Source organism: Streptomyces sp. NPDC021212 (genome assembly GCF_044332925.1).
In the GTDB taxonomy this organism is placed as follows: domain Bacteria; phylum Actinomycetota; class Actinomycetes; order Streptomycetales; family Streptomycetaceae; genus Streptomyces.
Genome location: NZ_JBIRPZ010000001.1, coordinates 984,232 through 1,002,122, shown reverse-complemented (window position 1 = coordinate 1,002,122; position 17,891 = coordinate 984,232). Strand labels below are relative to the sequence as shown.

Below are 17,891 nucleotides of genomic sequence, written 5' to 3'. Positions count from 1 at the left end.
GCGGTCAGCTTTCCGGGTGACGGCGTTCGAGGACGACCAGGGCGGCGTCGTCGCCCTGGTGGCCGCCGATGTGGTCGAGCAGGTCGCGGCGCAGATGGTCCACGAACCCCCGGGGCCCCGCGCCGTCCCAGGTGTGGAGCCGTTCGGTGAGCGGGTAGAAGGTGCCGTCGGCATCGCGCGCCTCGATCACACCGTCGGTGTAGAGCAGCAGCAGATCGCCCGGTTCGAACGGGTAGTCCTCGACCCGGTAGCGGCCGGCCGCCAGGTCGCCGAGGCCCAGCGGCAGTGCGGGGTCGCGCCCTTCGAGGGCCTTGATGGTGGCGTCGCGCAGCAGGAACGGCGGCGGGTGCCCGCAGTTGACCATCCGTACCACCGGCTGGTCGTCGGGGATCTCCAGCACGGCGGCGGTGACGAACGACTCCCCCGCTCCGGGCGCCCGGTCGGCGGGCTCGGTGCGCTCCGCGGACAGGGCGGCGTCCAGGTGCGAGACGAGTTCGGGCAGCGGTACGGGCCAGTGGGCGATCGCGCGGAAGGCGCCGAGCACCAGTGAGGCGTCCGCGACGGCGGTGAGGCCGCTGCCGCGCACATCGCCGATGATCAGGCGGGTGCCGTACGAGGTGCGCGCCGCCGCGTACAGGTCGCCGCCTATCTCCGCACCCGGCTCGGCGGCGAGGTAGACGGAGGCGATCCGCAGGGGGCCGACGCGGTCGGGCAGCGGGCGCAGCAGGACCTTCTGCGCCACGTCGGCCACCGCCCGGACCCGGCTCAGCTCGAGGGCGTGCCGGTCGAGCACGGTGCGGAACAGCACGATGAGGGCGGAGACGATGATCAGGGTGAACAGTTCGGCCACCCGGTTGGGCGCGGTCAGCTGGTCCTGCCCGGCGTTGATCCCGAGCTGGGCACCCACCGCCACGAGCCCGATACTGCCGGTGAGCAGTGGCCCGGCGAAGGACGCGGTCATGGCGGGGGCGGCGATCAGCAGGGGGCTGAGGCGGACGCCCGCAGGGCCGAACACATCGCCGAGCACGATCAGGACGATGAGTGCCAGGGGGATCGCGACCAGGGCCCGTCTCCCCTGCTGCCCTGGCAGGCGCTCCGGGGGACCCTGCCGAATATCCACATCTACTACTTACGCCTCCCCCGGCCCCCCGCGCCACCCCCGTTTCGTCACAGGGCCCCGGGTCAGCGGATGCCGTACCGGCGGCGCCCGATGGCCACGGCGGCCGGGCTGAGGGCGGCGAGAGTGGCCGAATACCAGGTGACCAGCGACGGCGGAGGTGGCCATGTGGTACTCAGCGAGGCCGGTGATCTGCTCGCCGCGTACGCCCGGCGGAGTCGGCTGGAGTCCGCAGATCGTCCCCGAGCTGTGCGGTCTCGGCGGCCCGTACCGCAGCACCATCCGGCCGGCCGGTTCGGAGGGCTTCGGCCGGGACGTCCTGCCGGAGGCGGGGGCCACCCAAGTGGTCAGGGCCATGGCCCGCCGGCGCCTGGAAACGGCGTGATGTCACACTCCGGGCCGCCGCGGCGTCTCCTCTCGCGGACCTCGGGCCATGGCAGAGCCGGCGGAGTTCGAGCAGCAGCGCGATCGGCTATGGGCCGTCGCGTAGCGCATCACCGGGTCGGTCGCCGACGCCGATGACGCCGTGCAGGAGACCTGGCTGCGCCGGCAGGCGCTACCCGAGGACGAGGTGGCCGACCCGCGCGCGGGCCCGGTGAACTCGCCGTCGTCGGCGGTGGGCTCTCCCCTCGGGGCCGCGCCCATGTCCGTACGGTCCTCACCGGGCTGGGGGTACGGATCGAGGAGGGCCACCAAGTGGCGGGCCCCGCGGATGTCGACGCCGACACGGTCGTATGGGCCGCCTCGATCACGGCGAACACCGAGCTCGCCGAGGACGTGGGGCTCGCCCTCGACCCCGCCGGGCGCATCCTGGTGGGACGCCGCCCTGCGCTCCGTGTCCCGCCCCGGGGTCTACGCCGTCGGGGATGCCGCCGCGATCACCTCACCGCTCGCCGGACCGCTGCGGATGGCCTGCGCCACTGCCCTGCCGACCGCCTCGCACGCCGCCTCCGCGATCATCGCCGAGGCGCGGGGAGGGGAACCGAAGCCACTGGCCTTCCGCTATGTGCTCCAGTGCGTCAGCCTGGGCCGCCGGGACGGGCTGGTCCAGTTCGTGCGCGCGGACGACACCCCGCGCGATCTGGTCCTGCGGGGTGCCACCGCCGCCCGCGTCAAGGAACAGGTGGTGCGCTCGACCCTCCGCGTCCTGCAGCCGGCCGCCCGCCGCCCGGACGCCGTCGGCCACCTCCCGGGCATGCTGATGGGCGATCAGAACGGGTAGTGGGCCTGCTGGGTGGCGAGGGTGATCCAGCGGGTGTCGGAGAACGCCTCGATGCCCCAGCGGCCGCCGAAGCGCCCGTATCCCGACTGCTTGATGCCGCCGAACGGGGCCTGCGGTTCATCCGCCACCGACTGGTCGTTGATGTGCACGATGCCGGTGCGGATACGGCGCGCGACCCGCAGCCCGTGCGTACCGTTCTCGGTGATGATGCCGCAGGTCAGCCCGTGATCGGTGGCATTGGCCAGGGCGATGGCCTCGTCGTCGGCGGCGAAGGTGGCGACCACGCACACCGGGCCGAACGCCTCGGCGTCGTGGAGGTCCATGTCCTCGGTGACCCCGCTCAGCACCGTGGCCGAGTGGACCGAGCCCTCGGGGGCTCCGCCGCCCGTGAGTACGGTCGCGCCCTTGGCCACCGCGTCCCGCACGAGCGCCGCCACCCGCTGCGCCGCCTCGGGGCGGACCAGTGGGCCGACCACGGTCGACGGATCGGCGGGGTCGCCACAGGGCAGCGCGGCGACCTTGGCGGCGAACTTCGCGGTGAACTCCCCGGCGAGGCTTTCGTGGACGAGGATGCGGTCGCCGGACATGCAGATCTGGCCGGAGTTCATGAACACGCCGAAGGCGGCGGCGTCCACCGCGTAGTCCACATCGGCGTCGTCCAGCACGATGATGGCGTTCTTGCCTCCCAACTCCAGTACGGCGGGCTTGAGTTGCCGCGCGGCGTGGGTGCCGATGACGCGGCCGACGCCGGTGGATCCGGTGAAGTTCACCATCCGTACCCGCTCGTCGGCGATCAGGGCCTCGGCCACCTCGGCGGCGTCCTCGGGGGCGTTGGTGACCACGTTGAGCACACCGTCGGGCAGCCCGGCGTCGCGCAGGACGTCGGCGACGAAGAGCCCGCAGGCGAGCGGCGCGTCCTCGCTCGGCTTCATCACCACGGTGTTGCCCGCCGCGAGCGGGGCCGCGACCGAGCGGACACCGAGGATGACCGGCGCGTTCCACGGGGCGAAGGCGGCGACGACCCCCATGGGTTCCCGCACGGCGAGCCCCAGCGCCCCGGCCTCCTGGGCGCTCAGCACATCGCCGCGCGGCGCGGTGATGGCGGCGGCGGCCTCGCGCAGGATGTTGGCGGCCAGGGCCACGTTGAAGTGGGCCCAGGGCGCGGTGCCGCCCGCCTCGTGCCGCATGATCTCCGCGGCCTCCGCGGCGCGGGACTCCAGCAGGTCGGCCGCGGTGAGGAAGATCTTCCGGCGGTCGAACGGGGCCATCGCGGCCCAGTCCGGGAAGGCCGCGTCGGCCGCGGCCACCGCGCGCGCCACGTCCTCGGGACCGCCTGCCGCCACGGTGGCGTACACCTCGCCGGTGTAGGGGTCGAGGTCGTCGGCGGTGCGGCCCGAGGCGGCCGGAGTGTCCTTGCCGCCGATCAGCAGGTCGCGGGTGATGGTCATTCCGGTGTCCTTCGCGGTCGCATACCGCACAGCCTGTGCGCGTAGTGAACTTGAGTTCATCACGGGTGTGCGCCAGTCTCCGTCGACGTTCCGATATGTGTCAATCAAGACCGGGTCAATCGACCGCGGCCGGCCGCCGCGCCCGCCACCCCCGCCATCGCACTCCCCCGGCCGAGGTGACCGCCACCACGCCCAGCAGGGCGAGCGCGGCGGCGGGGGTGAGCACGGCCCAGGGCGCGCGTTCGGCGTAGGGGTGGTTCTCGGCGAGGAGACGGCCCCACTCGGGGGACGGCGGCTGGGCGCCGAGGCCCAGGAAGCCGAGGGAGGCCAGGGCCAGCGCCACGGCGGGCAGCCGCAGCAGCGCGTGGCGCGTGACGGGCGGCAGCACGGCGGGCAGCAGATGGCGGCGGAACAGGTGGCGGCGGCCCGCGCCGAGGGCGCGCGTCGCGGCGAGGTGGGTGGCGGCGCGCTCCTGGTTCAGCAGGGCGGCGGTGTGCGCGGCCAGCGGTGCCCAGGCGACGGCGGCGACGGCGAGCGCGGGCGTGTACGGACCGGCCCCGGCCGTGCCCGCGACGAGCAGCCCGGCGAGCACGGGCGGTACGGCGTTGGCGGTCTCGACGAGCCCACCGGCCAGCCGGGGCACCATGCCGAGCAGCAGCCCCACCGCGAGGGCGCAGGCGCTCACCGCGAGGGCGAGGGCGAGAGTGGTGAGCGCGCCGTGTCCCACCCGGGCCAGCAGATCGCGGCCGAGCGCGTCCGTACCGAACGGGTGCTGCCAGGACGGGCCGTCGAGGCGGGCGGTGGTGTCCAGGGCCAGCGGGTCCCGGAGCGCGCCGAGGGCGACGACGGTGAGCAGGACGGCCCCGTACAGCAGGGGGAGCGCGCGGGCGGGCGGCCCGGACGGGCGGTGGAGGGTGGGCAGTTCGCCGTCGCGCAGTGCCGGGCCGAGCAGTAGCCGGGCCCCGAGCCGGGCGAGGCCACCGGCGGCGGTGGCGAACACGATGAGCACGAGGGTTCCGGTCTGGAGGACCGGCAGGTCCTGGGCGAGGGCGGCTTGCAGGGTGAGGCGGCCGAGCCCGGGGATGTCGAAGACCTGCTCGACGGCGACCGCGCCGCCGGTGAAACCGACCACGAACAGGCCCAGGTTGGGCAGACTTCCGGGGACGGCCCGGCGCAGCGCGTGCCGGGCGATACGCCGGGCGGGGATGCCGCGCGCGGCGGCGGCCCGCACCCAGGGCTCGGCGAAGGCGCCGGGCAGGATGTCGTCCAGGATGCGGCCGAGCGCCGCGCCGACGGGCAGGCCGAGCGCGACCGCGGGCAGCGGCAACCAGGGCCATCCGTACCAGCCGAGGGCGGGCAGCCAGCCGAGCCGCACCCCGATGACGGCGGCCAGGACGGAGGCGATCAGGAACTCCGGCAGCGCGGCGAGGAACGCGCCGCCGCTGCCCGCGCCGCTCGGCAGCGGCCGGCGCAGCGCGCCGCGCCACAGGGTGCGCCCGCACACCGCGCCCGCGGTGGCCACCGCGACCGCCAGTGCCCCGGCCATCAGCAGCAGTGAGCAGCCGAGGGCCTGGGCGACCAGGGGGGCCACGGCCGAACCGGAGAGCCAGGACGTCCCCGCGTCGCCGTGGGCCAGTCCGCCGAGCCAGTGGCCGAGGAGGTGCAAGGGCCCGGCGTCCAGGTTCAGATCGCGACGGATGGCGTCCAGCACCTCGGGGGTGGGATCGCGGTCGGCCGCGCGCGCCTTGAGCACGGTGCGGGCAGGGTCGGTGCGGGACAGCCAGGGAAGCAGGCCGATGCCGCACAGCAGCAGGAGGGCGAGCGCTGCGCGCCACAGCGCGCTCAGCGCGGTGGACCGTCCGTCGGTGGCGGTGGCCGCGGTGCGGCGTATGCCGGTCAACGGTGCGTACCGGGGCCGACGAGGGTGCGCTCGTACGGATCCAGCTCCACTCCCCGTACGGAGGTGCCGACGCCGTGGATGATGCGCTGGTGCACCAGGGGTACGACGGCGTCGGTGCGGAGGATGGCGGTCTGGGCGTCGAGCGAGGCGCTGTGCCGTTCGTCGCTGTCGGCGCGGGAGTCGGCCTCGGCGACGGCACGGTCCACGGCCTTGTCGCACACCCCGGCCAGGTTGTAGCTGCCGTGGCAGGTGAAGTCGCTGGCGAGGTAGGACACGGGGTCGCCGGTGTCGAGCATGGTGTTGCGCGCGGCGACGACGGCGTCGAACTTGCCCGCGAGCGCGTCGCTCTCGAGCCGGGAGTACTCCCGGACCTCCAGCTTCACCGTGAATCCGGCCTTCTCCAGCTGCTGTTGCGCCGCCTGGGCGGCCTCGGGCAGCTCGGGCCGGTTGTCGTAGGTGCCGAGGGTGATGGAGGTGTTCTTGACGCGCGCGGCGGCGGGGCGGCCCGCGGGCGCGGGATGTGCGCCCGCGGCCCAGGAGAGGGCGGGGCCGAACACGCCCTGGCCGGGGTCGGCGTGGCCCTCGTACACGCCCCGCGCGAACACAGCGGGCGTGACGGCCTCGCGGACGGCGGCGCGGACCTTCGGGTCGGCGAAGGGACCGGACCGGTTGTTGAGGAAGAGGCCGGTGGTACGGGCGGTGGGCACTTCGCGGACGGTGGGCTTGTCGAGGGTGGCCGCCTGGGAGACCGGGACGGCCTCGGCGATGTCCGCCTCGCCGGTGCGCAGGGCGTTGGTGCGGGCGGTGCCGTCGGCGATGAAGCGCGCGTCGATCCCGGAGGCGTGGGCGAGGCCGCCCCAGTAGTCGTCGAAGCGGTTCAGGGTGGCCCGGGCGGCACCGGCGGACCGGTCGAGTGCGAAGGGTCCGGTGGCGGTGCCGGCCGGGTCGGGGGCGGCCGCCTCGGTGTGCGCCTCCGAGGAGCCGTGCGCCTTCGAGGAGCCGTGCGCCTTCGGGGATCCGTAGGCCTTCGGGGACAGGATGGCCAGGCTGGGGCTGGAGAGCGTGAGCGGCAGCGCGGGGTAGGCGGCCGCGGTGGTGAGGCGGACCCGCCGCTTCCCCGCGGGCCCGGCGGTGAGCTTGACCCCGGAGAGCGCGGCGGGCACCGGGTCGGCGTGCGCCGCGCGGTTCAGGGCGCCCGCGACGGCCTTCGGGGTGACCGCGGTGCCGTCCTGGAACCGGGCCTCGCGCAGGGTGAACAGCCAGCCGCGGCTCCCCTCCCGGGTCCAGGACTCGGCGAGCGCGGGCGATGCGGAGCCGTTGCCGTCCAGGCGGGTCAGTCCTTCGGTGACACCGAGCCTGCTGAGCAGCGTGGCGTCGGCGCCGTACGGGGAGAAGCTCTCGGCGGGCGGGAAGGCCATCGCGACCCGCAGCCGGTCGCCGCCTCCCACTCCGGAGCCGCCCGTCGCGTCGTACGCCGTGCCGTCCGGGGAGGCGAAGCAGCCGGCGAGCAGCGGGAGGAGCAGCAGGGCGACGGCGGTCCGGCGGCGGACAGGGGGCATGGGTCAGGTTCTCCAGAAGCTGCGCGGAGCGGGGAAGAGCGAGACTACATGATAATCATTTCCATCAACCGGGCAGTCGGGCAATGCGCCGACACGCGGTCACACCATCGGGACCTCGAAGTGCAGGACCCGGCCACCCCCGGGCCCCTCCCGCTCGTCACACACGGCCTTCCCCAGTGACCGCCAGAACGGCTCGGCGCCGGGCACGCCCGGGTCGGTGTGCAGATAGACGGCGCGGTATCCGCCGTCGGCCGCGGCGAAGTCGAGCAGCGCCCGCACCAGCCTGCGGGCCAGCCCCCGGCGGCGGTACTCGGGCCGTACGTACACCCGGCGCAGCTGGGCGGTCCCTCCCGACGGGTACCGCTCCGCCAGCCATGCGGGGTTGGGCGGATGGGCCGGCCCCCGGGAGTCGAGGGCGGCGGTCCCGGCGACCGTCCCGTCCCGCTCGTCCACCGCGACCAGCAGCGTGTGCCGCGGCGAGCGCAGAAAGGCGGCGCCGGGATCGATGATGTCGGCGTGCCAGCGCGGCACGTATCCCGTCCCGAAGTCGCGGTAGACGGTGTCGAGCATCACGCCGCGAGCGGCGTCGAGGTCGTCGGCTGTCGCGGTCCTGATGCTAAATCCATGCACTTGCAGATCGTACGCAATAAGCCCCCGGTGCGATCAACCCGCCCACCCCTCCACCTGGCACACTGGCCCCGGGCGAAGGAGGGGGCCGATGGCGCGGGTGCGGGCGTCGATGCAGGAGCTGATCCAGCGGCGCAGGCCCGCCGGGTTCGTGGGGCGGCGCCAGGAACTCGCCGTGTTCCGCGCGAACTTCGGTGTGCCTCCCGAGGACGAGCGGCATCGCTTCGTCTTCCACATCCATGGCAACGGGGGCGTGGGCAAGAGCCGGCTGCTGCGCCAGCTGGAGCAGGTCGCCCGGCAGGAGCACGGCGCGCTCACCGCCTGCCTGGACGAGTCGGTGCACAGCGTGCCCGAGGCGATGGCCGCCATCAGCGCGGCAGGGCCATGAACTGACCGCCTCATAGCGCCTGCGGCTCGTCGGCGAGGTACGGCGGTGCGGGCTCGTACTGGATGTAGCGGCGTACGGCGCGGGCGTGGTCGACGCCGTGGAGGCGGCCGACGAGCCACAGCGCCATGTCGATCCCGGCCGAGACGCCCTGACTGGTGACCAGGGAGCCGTCCACCACGTACCGCGCGTCGCGCACCACCGTGATGTCGCCGCGCGCCTCCAAGGTGTCCTCGAAGAGGTGGTGGGTGGCGACCCTGCGGCCGCGCGCCGGGCCCGCCTCATGCAGCAGCAGCGCCCCGGTGCACACGCTGGTGGTCCAGGTGGCGGCCGCGGAGGTGCGGCGGATCCAGTCGGTGACCGCCGGGTTGGACACCTCGCGGCGGGTGCCGTTGCCGCCCGGCACCAGCAGGACGTCCAGTGGCGGATGGTCCTCCAGCGTGTGGTCCGGCAGCACCCGCATGCCTTTGTTGCAACGGACGGCGCCGGGCTGTTCGGCGACGAGCACGGCGGTGTCGGCGTGGTCGCGCAGCATCGAGGAGACGGTGAACACCTCCCAGGGTCCGGTGAAGTCGAGTTCCTCGGCCCCTTCGAAGACCAGCAGCCCGTACGTCGTCATGTTCGCTCCTCGGTGGATCGGAATCGGTCCCGGTAGTCGGACGGCGCGACGCCGACGTGCCGGTGGAACGCGCGGCGCAGGGTCTCGGCGGTGCCGAAGCCGTAGCGCCGGGCGAGGGTTTCGACGGGGTCGTCTCCCCCGGCGAGCGCACGCTGCGCCGCCTCCACGCGCACCCGCTCCACATAGGCCGCGGGAGGGGTGCCGAGTTCGGCGGTGAACCTGCGCTGCAGATGGCGGGGGCTCATCCCGGCGCATGCGGCCAGCTCCGCGATGCCGTGCCGGGCGCCGGGATCGGCGTGGATCGCGGACACCACGGCGCGCAGGGAGTCCGTGGCGGGCTGCGTCGACCACAGCCCCACGCTGAACTGGGACTGGCCGCCGGGGCGGCGCAGGAACAGCACCAACTCGCGGGCGACGGCGTGCGCCACCTCCCGCCCCAGATCCGCCTCCACCAGGGCGAGCGCGAGATCCATCCCCGCCGTCACCCCGGCCGAGGTCCACACCCGGCCGTCCCGGATGAAGATGGGGTCGCAGTCGACGCGCAGGCCGGGATGTTCCCGGGCGAGCTGCTCCGCGCGCGCCCAGTGGGTGGTCACCCGGAGCCCGTCGACGAGTCCGGCGGCGGCCAGCAGGAACACTCCGCTGCACACCGAGGTGATCCGGCGGGCGCCGGCCGCGGCGTCGGCGATCCACCCGGTCAGCGCCGGATCGTGGCACGCCCGGTCTACCCCGGTGCCGCCCGCCACCACCAGGGTGTCGACGCCGCCGGGGTCGAGGTCGGCCACCCCGTGCGCGGCGTGCACCGGCAGTCCGCTGGACGACGCCACGGGCCCCGGGCGGGGTGCCACGATCTGGCGGCGGTAGCCGCCCGCGAGCTTGTCGGCGTACTGGAACACCTCGTGGGGGCCGGTGAGATCGAGGGTCTGGAACCCGTCGAAGATCACGAAGACGATGCGTCGCTCGTTCACCCCTCCAGGCTGCGATCCCGCCCCTCATGGCGTCAACGACACGTACCCCACACATCGCGCCATGCCATGCGCAGGGAGCGCAGGAACCCGATGCGGCGCGGCACCGGGCCGGGCGCGGCCGTACGGGGCGACCGGGCAGGGCGGGGCGGGGCGGTGGTACGGGGCGGCGCGCCCGTACGCGGCGGGGTGGACACGGGGACCGACTCGGGCGGCTCGACCGGGGGTGCGGAGGCGTCGGACTGAGCGGGGACGGTGGACCGGCGTGCGGCTTCGGCGCGTACCAGTGCACCCATGGCGGCGTAGACGTCGATGGGCATGCGGGGGCTCCTGCGGGGTCGGACGGCGACTGGCTGATCCGGGGCAGGCCGTACCGCACCCGCGCTCCGCCCGTGCGGCGGCGCGAGAGTTACGGGGATGCGGATACGACCCGGGGCCCGCTCAGCAGCGCAGGACGACGTCCCGTGCGGGGAGCCGGCGGGGCGCGGCCTCGGCGGCGGAGCCGGACACGGCGATGACCGTCGTACGGTCCGCGGCGCGAGCGCGGACGACGGCGACGGCGAAGTGCAGGGGTGCTGTGGGAACGGACCGGTGGGAGCCGACCGAGGTGGCGCAGGCGCTCCCGGGATGACCGGCCGGATGGCGGCCCAGCTCATGGGGGGCGTGGGCGGCCGGACGCGGAGCGGACCGGTCGTCATCCCCCTCGGGCGAGAGCGACGGCGAGGGCGAGGGCGGCGCGGCCGGTGACAGGACGCCGGGCCCGCAGTGGTTCGCGGAGGGCGGCGGGGGATGGGCGGCGCCGAGGGAGAGCAGACCGTGCAGCAGTGTGAGCGCCAGCAGCGCGACCATCAGAACGGTGCACGGCCGACCGGGGGCAGCGCGTCGGTTCGTCTCACGGCCGTGCACCATGCGGCCTCCCTCACTGGTCTCCTTCCAGAGAACCGCGAAGAGCGGAAGCCAGCACTCCGATAGCCCGAAAGAGTCGGGCATTTCACCCGTGTCGGTTACCTCCTCGAACGCGCATACCCGAACATTTCGAGGAGGTGTGCCGAGGAGGCGTCAGTCCGAGGCCGCCGGGCCGGGCTCCGGCAGCGCGTCGAGCAGCGCGATCGGCGCGGCCTGCTTCCAGGAGTCGGCGAGGATGTCCCGCAGCTCGTCCAGGTCCTCCAAGGCGGCGAGCCGCACCCGCACCCAGGCGAAGCCCGCCTCGTGGTCGGCGATCCAGAACTTCTCCGGCTCTGCGAGCGCCAGCTCGTCCCGCTCCTCCTTGGGACACCGGACGGCCATCGACGTCTCGTCCTCGGGGAGCGTGGCGAACATCTTCCCGGCGACCCGGAAGGTGGGCATGGACCAGGCGATCTTCTCGGTGGTCTGCGGCAGCGACAGCGCGATCCGGCGGACATCGTCAGGCGTGATCATGGCATGACCGTAGAGCACGCCACCGACAATGCCACCGGGCACGCGGGCCGAGCCGTGGCTAACCGCCGTACACGTACGGCGTGGTGGTGGTCAGCGGCGCGAAGCCGAGCCGCTCCAGGATCGGACGGCTCTGGTCGGACGCGTCGACCTGGAGATACCGGTAGCCGCGCTCCGCGGCGACGCGGGCACGGAAGGCGATCAGGGCCCGGTACAGGCCCCGGCCGCGCCACTCCGCCACGGTGCCGCCGCCCCACAGCCCGGCGAAGTCCGCTCCCGGCGGCAGTTCCATCCGCGCGGCGCTCACCGGCCGGTCACCGGCCATGGCGACGACCGGGACGACCGTGTCCGGCTCCTCGCGCAGCCGGCTGAGCAGCCGGTGCCTGAGATGGCCGCTGTCGGTGCCGAACGCCCGCGCGTGGACGTCCACCATGAGATCCACCCCGGCGGCGTCGGTGACCCGGAGCAGCCGAAGGCCCTCGGGGAGTTCGGCGTCGGTGAGCAGCTCCCCCACCGGGGCCACCATCACCGTCTCCTCGGGCTCGGCGGCGAAACCGGCCGCCGCGAGCCGTCCGCCGAGGTCGCCGGGCCGGTCGTGGGCGTAAAGCTTCCACTCGAAGGCACGCCCCTGGGCGGTGAAGTACCGTATCTGCGCCGCGATGGCCGCATCCGCCGTGGACGCGTCCAGATCCGACCAGAGGACACCGTTCCAGTCGTCGGCGATGCCGGTCTGCCGCACCACCCCGTCCACGCGCTCCACCCGGGTCCCGGGCCCATCGGCCCGTGCCCCCTGTCTCAGCTGCCGGTCGAACAGCTCCCGTAATGCGTCAAGGTCCATCCGGTCACTCCAGCACCGGGGGTCCGCGACCGCAACTGGTTTACCGGTGGGGCCACTTGGCGGGACGAGGGCGCCCGTAACGCGAAACCGCCCGTGCCGTCAGGACAGGAGGCCGTCGAGCCGTTCCACGACGGCCGGGGCTTCCCGGCGCAGCGCGGTCAGGTCCAGGCCCTCGTCGCCGAGGATCACCAGCAGGGCCTGCTCGCCGACGGCCAGGACGACGCTGTAGCCGCCGTTGCACCGGGTGACCACCTCGCGCAGGCTGCCCAGCCCCACCTCGGCGGCGGAACGCTTGCCCAGCGCGAGCGAGGCCGCGGAGAGGGCCGCCAGGGACTCCGGCTGCACATTGGCGGTGTCAGCGGCCACCAGCAGTCCGTCCGTGGTGGCGACGATGCTCTCGGAGATGCCCAGGACCTGCCCGCGCAGACCGGTCAGTTCCTCGACGAGGTCGCCGGACGACGCACCGGCGGCGGGTGGGGGGTTGGTCATGGGGTCCTCCTCGGACTCCGTCGGGGCTCGCCGTCGCCGCGGCCGATGGCTGCTGCTGGGGGGGCTGCGGCCGTGAGCCGGGGCTGCGATACGAACCGGTGGAACTCCTGAAACCCGCGGTGATCCCACGGGAAGATGAGACCCACGGAAACCGACGCCCGTGGGAGTTGCCGTCCGCCGTGGGATCAGCCGGTACTCTCCGGCCGCCGGTCGGCCGGAGCGCGTCTGGGCAGTCCGCCGCCGGTGGGCGCCGCGGCGCGCGGCGGCTCAGCGGCGGGGTCGCGGGGCGCGACGCGGGGCGCGGTGGCCGGAGGCCGCGGGGGTTCGGGCTGGATGAGCTGAAGCGCCTTCATACGGGAGATGTCGAGCATCACCGGGTAGACGCCCCGGCCCAGCGCGAAGGCGATGTCCCGGGGCGTACGGCGTCCGTCGGCGCTGAGGAGGATGTCGCGGTAGCGGGCGGACAGCCGCCCGATCCCGGCGGTGGCCCGGGCGGACGGCCGGACCCGCACCTGGCCGAACTCCCGCACCGAGCCGAGGGACTTGGCCAGCAGCCGCACCCGGCGGCTGGTCTCCTCGGTGAGCCGCCGGGGGTCGGTGCCCTCCCGGTGGCTGAGCCGGGGGCTCGGCGTCTCCCCGTCGACCTGCCAGCTGTCGGGGGTGCTGAGCGCCATGACGAAGGCGGCGTCGTAGAGGGCGCCCACGCACAGGACTTCGAGTTCGGCGGCGCCGATGTGGCCCTGCTCGACGAGCGTGGCATCGAGCGGCCCCCCGGGGCCGGCCGCGGTGCAGGCGGCGTCCCACTCCGGTTCGCCGATCCGCCGGGACTTCAGCAGCAGCGCCTCCGCGGTGGGCGCTCCGGGGCTCTCGATCGCGTGGATCGCACCGCGGTGCAGATGGATCGTCCCGCCGATCGATCCGGAGATCGAAACGGCCCCGCTGAAACGATCCTGCTGGAGCGAGAGCAGCAGGCCGGGAACGTTGCGCGGCGAAGCGCGGTGGCGCTGGCTGTCGTCGCTCATGTCAGCACGGTCTTCGCCTGATCGGCCAGGTGCCGCATGGCGAGGGCGAGATTGGTGCGGTCGCGGTCGGCCGAGGCGCACAGCAGCAGGGGGTCCTGGCCCCGCGGCACCACCTGGGTGATGTGGTGGAAGTGCGTACTGGTGACGACGACGCTCTCCAACTCCCCCACCGCACCGGCCTGGTTCAGCCGGTCACTGATCAGACTGACCGTCTCGGCGAGTTCCTCACCCTGGCCGACGGCGTCGGCGTCCCCCACCGCGGCGTAGTGGAGACCGGTGACCGCGTCCACCAGACGGACGCCCATCACTCCCGGAGACGCGAGCGCTCCGGAGAGCGCCGCTTCGGCTGCGTTCACCTCTGACCTTTCGCTGCGCACCATCAGGCACGTTAGTTTAAGCATCATCTTGCACAACATGGACCACTCGGCTACTAGTTATGGTTCCCGAGCTATCGTCTGGCGACAGCTTTGGCACCAACGGGACAACGGGACCCGGCTATCAGCCATGCGAAGGAAGCACATGAACATCGAGAGCGCCCTCAAGGAAGCGATGGCCATCGACGGGGCTCTGGGGGCCGCGCTCGTGGACTACGAAAGCGGCATGTCGCTCGGGTCGATCGGCGGGGGCCAGGAACTCGACCTCGAAATCGCCGCGGCGGGCAACACCGAGGTCGTCCGGGCCAAGGTCCGCACGCTCGCCACGCTCGGCATCACGGACGGCATCGAGGACATCCTGATCACGCTGGGTACGCAATACCACCTCATCCGGCTGATCGCCGGCAGCCACGGTTCGCTCTTCCTCTATCTGGCCCTGGACCGGGCGCGGGCCAACCTGGCGCTCGCCCGGCACGGGTTGAAGCGCATCGACAACGAGCTGAAGGTCTGACTCTCCGGCCATGGCGGATCTCGACGTACTCAGGGTGTTCTGCGGTCCCCGTGGCCACGGCGGAAACGAACTCGGTGTGGTGCGCGACGGGCGTACGGTGACCGGTGAGCGGGCGCGGCAGGAGCTGGCCGCCCGGCTGGGCTTCAGCGAAACCGTCTTCGTCGACGATCCGGAGCGCGGCGTCGTCGACATCTACACCCCGAGCGTCCGGCTGCCGTTCGCCGGCCATCCGCTGGTGGGCGTCGCCTGGCTGCTGGACCTCCCCGAACTGCTGCCGCCCGCCGGCGAGGTCCCGGCCCGCCAGGACGGCGAGTTCACCTGGATCGGCGGCCACCCCGCATGGGCGTCCGGGCGGCGCACCCGGCAGTACGCCTCCCCCGCCGAGGTCGACGCCCTCCCTTCGCCTCCGGAGGGCGAGGGCTGGTTGTACGCATGGGCCTGGCAGGACGAACCGGCGGGCCGGGTGCGCGCCCGCGCCTTCCCGCGCCGCGGCGACGGGATCGTGGAGGACGAGGCCACCGGCGCCGCCGCCCTGGTCCTCTCCGGAGAACTGGGCCGCGCCCTCAACATCACGCAGGGCCATGGCTCCCAGATCCTCACCAGCCCCCAGCCGGACGGCTCCATCGAGATCGGCGGCCGGGTCGCCCTCGCCGAGGTCCGCAAGCTCTGACTCTGACGTGGGGGGTGGCGTGCCGCCCCCGGGTCAGGAGAAGTGGCGCAGCGCGGGCCACAGTTCCGGCCAAGGTCGGGCCGTTCCCGTGCACAGCACGACCGCGGCGGCGGAGGCGGGCGGCGGGCCCCAGTCGGCGTAGCTCATATGGCCGGAGTACTGGCGGGCAGCCCACGGCGCGCGGGCCGTAGCGGGCGAGGGCGCCCGCCTCGCCGTAGTTCTCGGTGAGGATCACGGCACGGGCGCGCCGGTCGGCGGGGACCCGGGACCAGCCGGTCGCGGCCGCGTCCACCAGGGCGGGCCAGCCGATCTGTTCGCCCTGCTCCTGGTTGACCGCGTTCACCACGGACAGCGCACCGGGCGGCAGCACCGGAAGAGTCACCACGGCGCTCATCGCGGCCGAGACGGCGACGGCCACCGCCGCGAGGGCGGTCCGGGCGGTCCGGGCCGTCCAACGGGTCACCGGTTCGCAGCCCGCCGCGAGGAGGACGAGGAGCAGCGGAAGCGCGTAATACGGTTTGCCCCCGGTCAGCAGCACCAGCGCGCACAGCAGCGGATACGCGAGGGCCATGGCGCGGGCCAGCGCAGCGCGGGGTCGCGCCACAGCCGCCGCCAGCCCGCGATCCACACGGGACGAACAGCGGAAACAGAGAGACGATCTGCTGCGGGACGAACATCAGCCGGTTCTCAGCGCCGTCGTCGGAGCGGATCCCGTCGGCCACCCGTCGGCAGGACGGCGAGCAGCAGCACCACCAGATACTTGTTCAGCAGTCCGATCCCGGCGGCGGCTCCGACCGCGAACCACCAGCGGCCGTCCCCGGTGCGCAGCGCACGTAGCACCAGCAGGCAGATCAGCAGCCAGGCGAGCAGGTCGAAGGTGGTCGTGGAGACCATGTGCCCGGTGCCCAGGACGATGCCCGAGACGGCCGCGCAGCACGCCGCGAGCGACTGCGCCGCGCGGCCCCCGCCCAGCTCCCGGGCCAGGGCGGCGACCAGGACGACGACGACGGCGCACGCGAGTGTGGCCGGCACCCGCAGCCCGGCCGGACTGTTCCCGAAGACGGCGGTGGCGGCCCTGGCGAGCAGCGGGGTCAGCGGGGGCTGGTCCACGTGCCGCCGCGCCCCGCACCCGGAACGACGGCGTCCTGCCGGCCCGCTTCAGCGCCTTCGGCGCAGGGCGCGCAGCGCGTCGCCGAGGACTGCCACACCTTCGGCGATCTCGGTGGCCGTCCGCGCGGCGTAGCCCAGCACCAGTCCGGGCCGGTGCGGGCGGCACTGGCTGTGCCAGGACAGCGGCTGTGCCTTCACGCCGCGGGCGAGCGCGGCGGCGGCAAGGTCGGTGTCGGCGAATGCCTCGGGGTCGGCGAACACGTCGGGTTCAACGGACCCAAGGTCGAAGGTGACCATCAGATGCAGTCCCGCCGCGGCGCCGTGCACCACCGCGCCGGGCAGCCGGGCGCCGATCGCGTCGATCATCGCGTCGCGGCGGCGGCGGTGGCGGGTGCGCAGCAGCCGCAGCTGGCGCTCCATCGTCCCCGACTCCATCAGGTGCGCCAGCACCAGCTGGGGCAGCGCGGCGTTTCCGAGGTCGGCGTAGCGCTTGGCCTCGATCACGGCCTCGCGGTACGGGGGCGGCGGGATCAGCCAGCCGATGCGCAGGGCGGGGGCGAGCAGCTTGGACACGCTTCCGACGTACGCGACCCGTTCCGGCAGCATCGAGCGCAGGGCCGGGACCGGGGGCCGGTCGTAGCGGTGCTCGGCGTCGTAGTCGTCCTCGACGATGAGCCCGCCCGCCTCCGCCCAGCGCGTCAGCTCCCGGCGCCGGTGGCCGCCGAGCACCACACCGGTGGGGAACTGGTGGGCCGGGGTGACGAGGACGGCGGGGGCGCCCCGGGCGCGCAGCGCGTCGACCCGGATGCCCTCGGCGTCGACCGGGACCGGCGGGGTGTCCAGCCGTGCGTGGCGCAGATGCTGCCGGACACCGAGCGATCCCGGGTCCTCCACGGCGATCTCGCGGATGCCGTCGTCGCCGAGCACCCGTCCGAGCAGCCCGAGGGCCTGGGTGGTGCCCGCGACGACCACGATCTCGTCGGGTTCGGCCCTGATCCCGCGGTTGCGGGCCAGCCAGCGGGCGATGGCGAGCCGGAGCGCCGGGGTGCCGCGCGGGTCACCGTATCCGAGGTCGGAGGCGGTGAGGGCGGCGAGGACGGTGCGTTCGGCGCGCAGCCACGCGGCGCGCGGGAAAGCGGTGAGGTCGGGGACGCCGGGGGACAGATCGATCCGGGCCGGGGCCGCGCGCAGCGCGTCGAACACGTCCGCTCCGGGCCCGGTGGCGAACAGGCTACCCGGCGTCGCGGGGGCGGGTGGCGTCGTCGGCGCGGGCGCCCGTGCCGTCACGGGAGCGGCGACGACGACGGTTCCGCCGCGCCCTCGCCCGGCGACGTGCCCGTCCTCGGTGAGTCTCCGGTACGCCTCGGTCACCACGCCCCGGGAGACCCGCAGCTCGGCGGCGAGCACCCGGGTGGCCGGAAGCCTGCACCCGACCGGCAGCCGTCCGTCGGCTATCGCGTGCCGGAGCCGCCGGGCCAGCCCGTCGGCGAGCCCGCCGGGCGGCGCGTCGCCGAGGTCCAGCTGCAGGAAGTCGGCGCCGGGCGCTATGGACCTGTTGAGAGCACCTTCATTGGACCTGTCCATCGGACCATTGTGACCGCCAGGATCGAACGCGTGAA

The 17,891-nt window shown here is 74.0% G+C and carries 22 protein-coding genes; 5 read left to right on the top strand and 17 right to left on the bottom strand.

The features are described from left to right. Positions 1 to 4: 4 nt before the first annotated feature. Positions 5 to 1,120, bottom strand: coding sequence for a PP2C family protein-serine/threonine phosphatase (locus ACH4SI_RS04075; RefSeq protein ID WP_398292253.1), 1,116 nt, complete (start codon positions 1,118 to 1,120; stop codon positions 5 to 7). A 163-nt stretch (positions 1,121 to 1,283) separates the two neighbouring features. Between ACH4SI_RS04075 and ACH4SI_RS04070 the strand changes: the two genes are divergently transcribed. Both ACH4SI_RS04070 and ACH4SI_RS04065 read left to right on the top strand, forming a co-directional pair. After that, positions 1,284 to 1,502 carry a hypothetical protein gene (locus tag ACH4SI_RS04070; protein WP_398292251.1) on the top strand — a complete coding sequence of 73 codons (219 nt, stop codon included), beginning with the start codon at positions 1,284 to 1,286 and terminating at the stop codon, positions 1,500 to 1,502. A gap of 450 nt (positions 1,503 to 1,952) precedes the next feature. After that, positions 1,953 to 2,339: a hypothetical protein gene (locus tag ACH4SI_RS04065; RefSeq protein WP_398292249.1), complete on the top strand. Its 387-nt coding sequence runs from the start codon at positions 1,953 to 1,955 to the stop codon at positions 2,337 to 2,339. On the opposite strand, the gene ACH4SI_RS04060 is transcribed toward ACH4SI_RS04065, so the two are convergent. The 4 genes from ACH4SI_RS04060 to ACH4SI_RS04045 form a co-directional block, all read right to left on the bottom strand. Then, positions 2,327 to 3,787 (bottom strand): aldehyde dehydrogenase family protein, encoded by a 1,461-nt coding sequence (locus ACH4SI_RS04060; protein ID WP_398292247.1) that lies wholly within the window; start codon positions 3,785 to 3,787, stop codon positions 2,327 to 2,329. The two genes, ACH4SI_RS04065 and ACH4SI_RS04060, sit on opposite strands and share 13 nt — an antisense overlap. Before the next feature lie 115 nt (positions 3,788 to 3,902). Then, a complete protein-coding gene (locus ACH4SI_RS04055) occupies positions 3,903 to 5,687 on the bottom strand; it encodes an ABC transporter permease subunit (RefSeq protein WP_398292245.1) in 1,785 nt (594 codons plus the stop codon). Continuing rightward, positions 5,684 to 7,246 carry an ABC transporter substrate-binding protein gene (locus ACH4SI_RS04050; RefSeq protein ID WP_398292243.1) on the bottom strand — a complete coding sequence of 521 codons (1,563 nt, stop codon included), beginning with the start codon at positions 7,244 to 7,246 and terminating at the stop codon, positions 5,684 to 5,686. The genes ACH4SI_RS04055 and ACH4SI_RS04050 overlap by 4 nt, the downstream gene beginning before the upstream one ends. Before the next feature lie 99 nt (positions 7,247 to 7,345). Further along, a complete protein-coding gene (locus ACH4SI_RS04045) occupies positions 7,346 to 7,876 on the bottom strand; it encodes a GNAT family N-acetyltransferase (protein WP_398292241.1) in 531 nt (176 codons plus the stop codon). Between the two features lie 88 nt (positions 7,877 to 7,964). On the opposite strand from ACH4SI_RS04045, the gene ACH4SI_RS04040 reads away from it, so the two are divergent. Beyond that, positions 7,965 to 8,261, top strand: coding sequence for a hypothetical protein (locus tag ACH4SI_RS04040; RefSeq protein ID WP_398292239.1), 297 nt, complete (start codon positions 7,965 to 7,967; stop codon positions 8,259 to 8,261). Between the two features lie 10 nt (positions 8,262 to 8,271). Here the strand turns inward: ACH4SI_RS04040 and ACH4SI_RS04035 are convergent, their stop codons facing one another. The 9 genes from ACH4SI_RS04035 to ACH4SI_RS03995 form a co-directional block, all read right to left on the bottom strand. Beyond that, positions 8,272 to 8,877 (bottom strand): DJ-1/PfpI family protein, encoded by a 606-nt coding sequence (locus ACH4SI_RS04035; protein ID WP_398292237.1) that lies wholly within the window; start codon positions 8,875 to 8,877, stop codon positions 8,272 to 8,274. Further along, positions 8,874 to 9,845 carry a GlxA family transcriptional regulator gene (locus ACH4SI_RS04030; protein WP_398292235.1) on the bottom strand — a complete coding sequence of 324 codons (972 nt, stop codon included), beginning with the start codon at positions 9,843 to 9,845 and terminating at the stop codon, positions 8,874 to 8,876. The genes ACH4SI_RS04035 and ACH4SI_RS04030 overlap by 4 nt, the downstream gene beginning before the upstream one ends. Positions 9,846 to 9,877: 32 nt before the next feature. Further along, on the bottom strand, positions 9,878 to 10,162 hold the full coding sequence (locus ACH4SI_RS04025; RefSeq protein ID WP_398292233.1) for a hypothetical protein: 285 nt from the start codon (positions 10,160 to 10,162) through the stop codon (positions 9,878 to 9,880). A 121-nt stretch (positions 10,163 to 10,283) separates the two neighbouring features. Continuing rightward, complete coding sequence (locus ACH4SI_RS04020) at positions 10,284 to 10,751, bottom strand: hypothetical protein (RefSeq protein ID WP_398292231.1); 468 nt, start codon at positions 10,749 to 10,751, stop codon at positions 10,284 to 10,286. A 150-nt stretch (positions 10,752 to 10,901) separates the two neighbouring features. Beyond that, positions 10,902 to 11,261 carry an MmcQ/YjbR family DNA-binding protein gene (locus ACH4SI_RS04015; protein ID WP_398292229.1) on the bottom strand — a complete coding sequence of 120 codons (360 nt, stop codon included), beginning with the start codon at positions 11,259 to 11,261 and terminating at the stop codon, positions 10,902 to 10,904. A 58-nt stretch (positions 11,262 to 11,319) separates the two neighbouring features. After that, complete coding sequence (locus ACH4SI_RS04010; protein ID WP_398292227.1) at positions 11,320 to 12,096, bottom strand: GNAT family N-acetyltransferase; 777 nt, start codon at positions 12,094 to 12,096, stop codon at positions 11,320 to 11,322. 99 nt (positions 12,097 to 12,195) lie between these two features. Then, positions 12,196 to 12,585 (bottom strand): roadblock/LC7 domain-containing protein, encoded by a 390-nt coding sequence (locus ACH4SI_RS04005; RefSeq protein ID WP_398292225.1) that lies wholly within the window; start codon positions 12,583 to 12,585, stop codon positions 12,196 to 12,198. Positions 12,586 to 12,770: 185 nt separating this feature from the next. Continuing rightward, complete coding sequence (locus tag ACH4SI_RS04000; RefSeq protein ID WP_398292223.1) at positions 12,771 to 13,607, bottom strand: hypothetical protein; 837 nt, start codon at positions 13,605 to 13,607, stop codon at positions 12,771 to 12,773. Continuing rightward, positions 13,604 to 13,963, bottom strand: a complete 360-nt coding sequence (locus ACH4SI_RS03995; RefSeq protein WP_398292221.1) for a hypothetical protein — start codon at positions 13,961 to 13,963, stop codon at positions 13,604 to 13,606. The genes ACH4SI_RS04000 and ACH4SI_RS03995 overlap by 4 nt, the downstream gene beginning before the upstream one ends. A gap of 163 nt (positions 13,964 to 14,126) precedes the next feature. Between ACH4SI_RS03995 and ACH4SI_RS03990 the strand changes: the two genes are divergently transcribed. Both ACH4SI_RS03990 and ACH4SI_RS03985 read left to right on the top strand, forming a co-directional pair. Next, positions 14,127 to 14,492, top strand: a complete 366-nt coding sequence (locus tag ACH4SI_RS03990; protein WP_398292219.1) for a hypothetical protein — start codon at positions 14,127 to 14,129, stop codon at positions 14,490 to 14,492. Positions 14,493 to 14,502: 10 nt separating this feature from the next. After that, entirely contained in the window at positions 14,503 to 15,162 is a 660-nt protein-coding gene (locus ACH4SI_RS03985; RefSeq protein WP_398292217.1) for a PhzF family phenazine biosynthesis protein, read from the top strand. Here the strand turns inward: ACH4SI_RS03985 and ACH4SI_RS03980 are convergent. The 3 genes from ACH4SI_RS03980 to ACH4SI_RS03970 all read right to left on the bottom strand — a co-directional run bounded on the left by ACH4SI_RS03980 (position 15,089) and on the right by ACH4SI_RS03970 (position 17,856). Continuing rightward, entirely contained in the window at positions 15,089 to 15,766 is a 678-nt protein-coding gene (locus ACH4SI_RS03980) for a hypothetical protein (RefSeq protein ID WP_398292215.1), read from the bottom strand. The genes ACH4SI_RS03985 and ACH4SI_RS03980 overlap by 74 nt on opposite strands. Positions 15,767 to 15,849: 83 nt before the next feature. After that, positions 15,850 to 16,272: a glycosyltransferase family 39 protein gene (locus ACH4SI_RS03975; protein ID WP_398292213.1), complete on the bottom strand. Its 423-nt coding sequence runs from the start codon at positions 16,270 to 16,272 to the stop codon at positions 15,850 to 15,852. Positions 16,273 to 16,320: 48 nt separating this feature from the next. Continuing rightward, a complete protein-coding gene (locus ACH4SI_RS03970; protein WP_398292211.1) occupies positions 16,321 to 17,856 on the bottom strand; it encodes a PLP-dependent aminotransferase family protein in 1,536 nt (511 codons plus the stop codon). Positions 17,857 to 17,891: the final 35 nt, after the last annotated feature.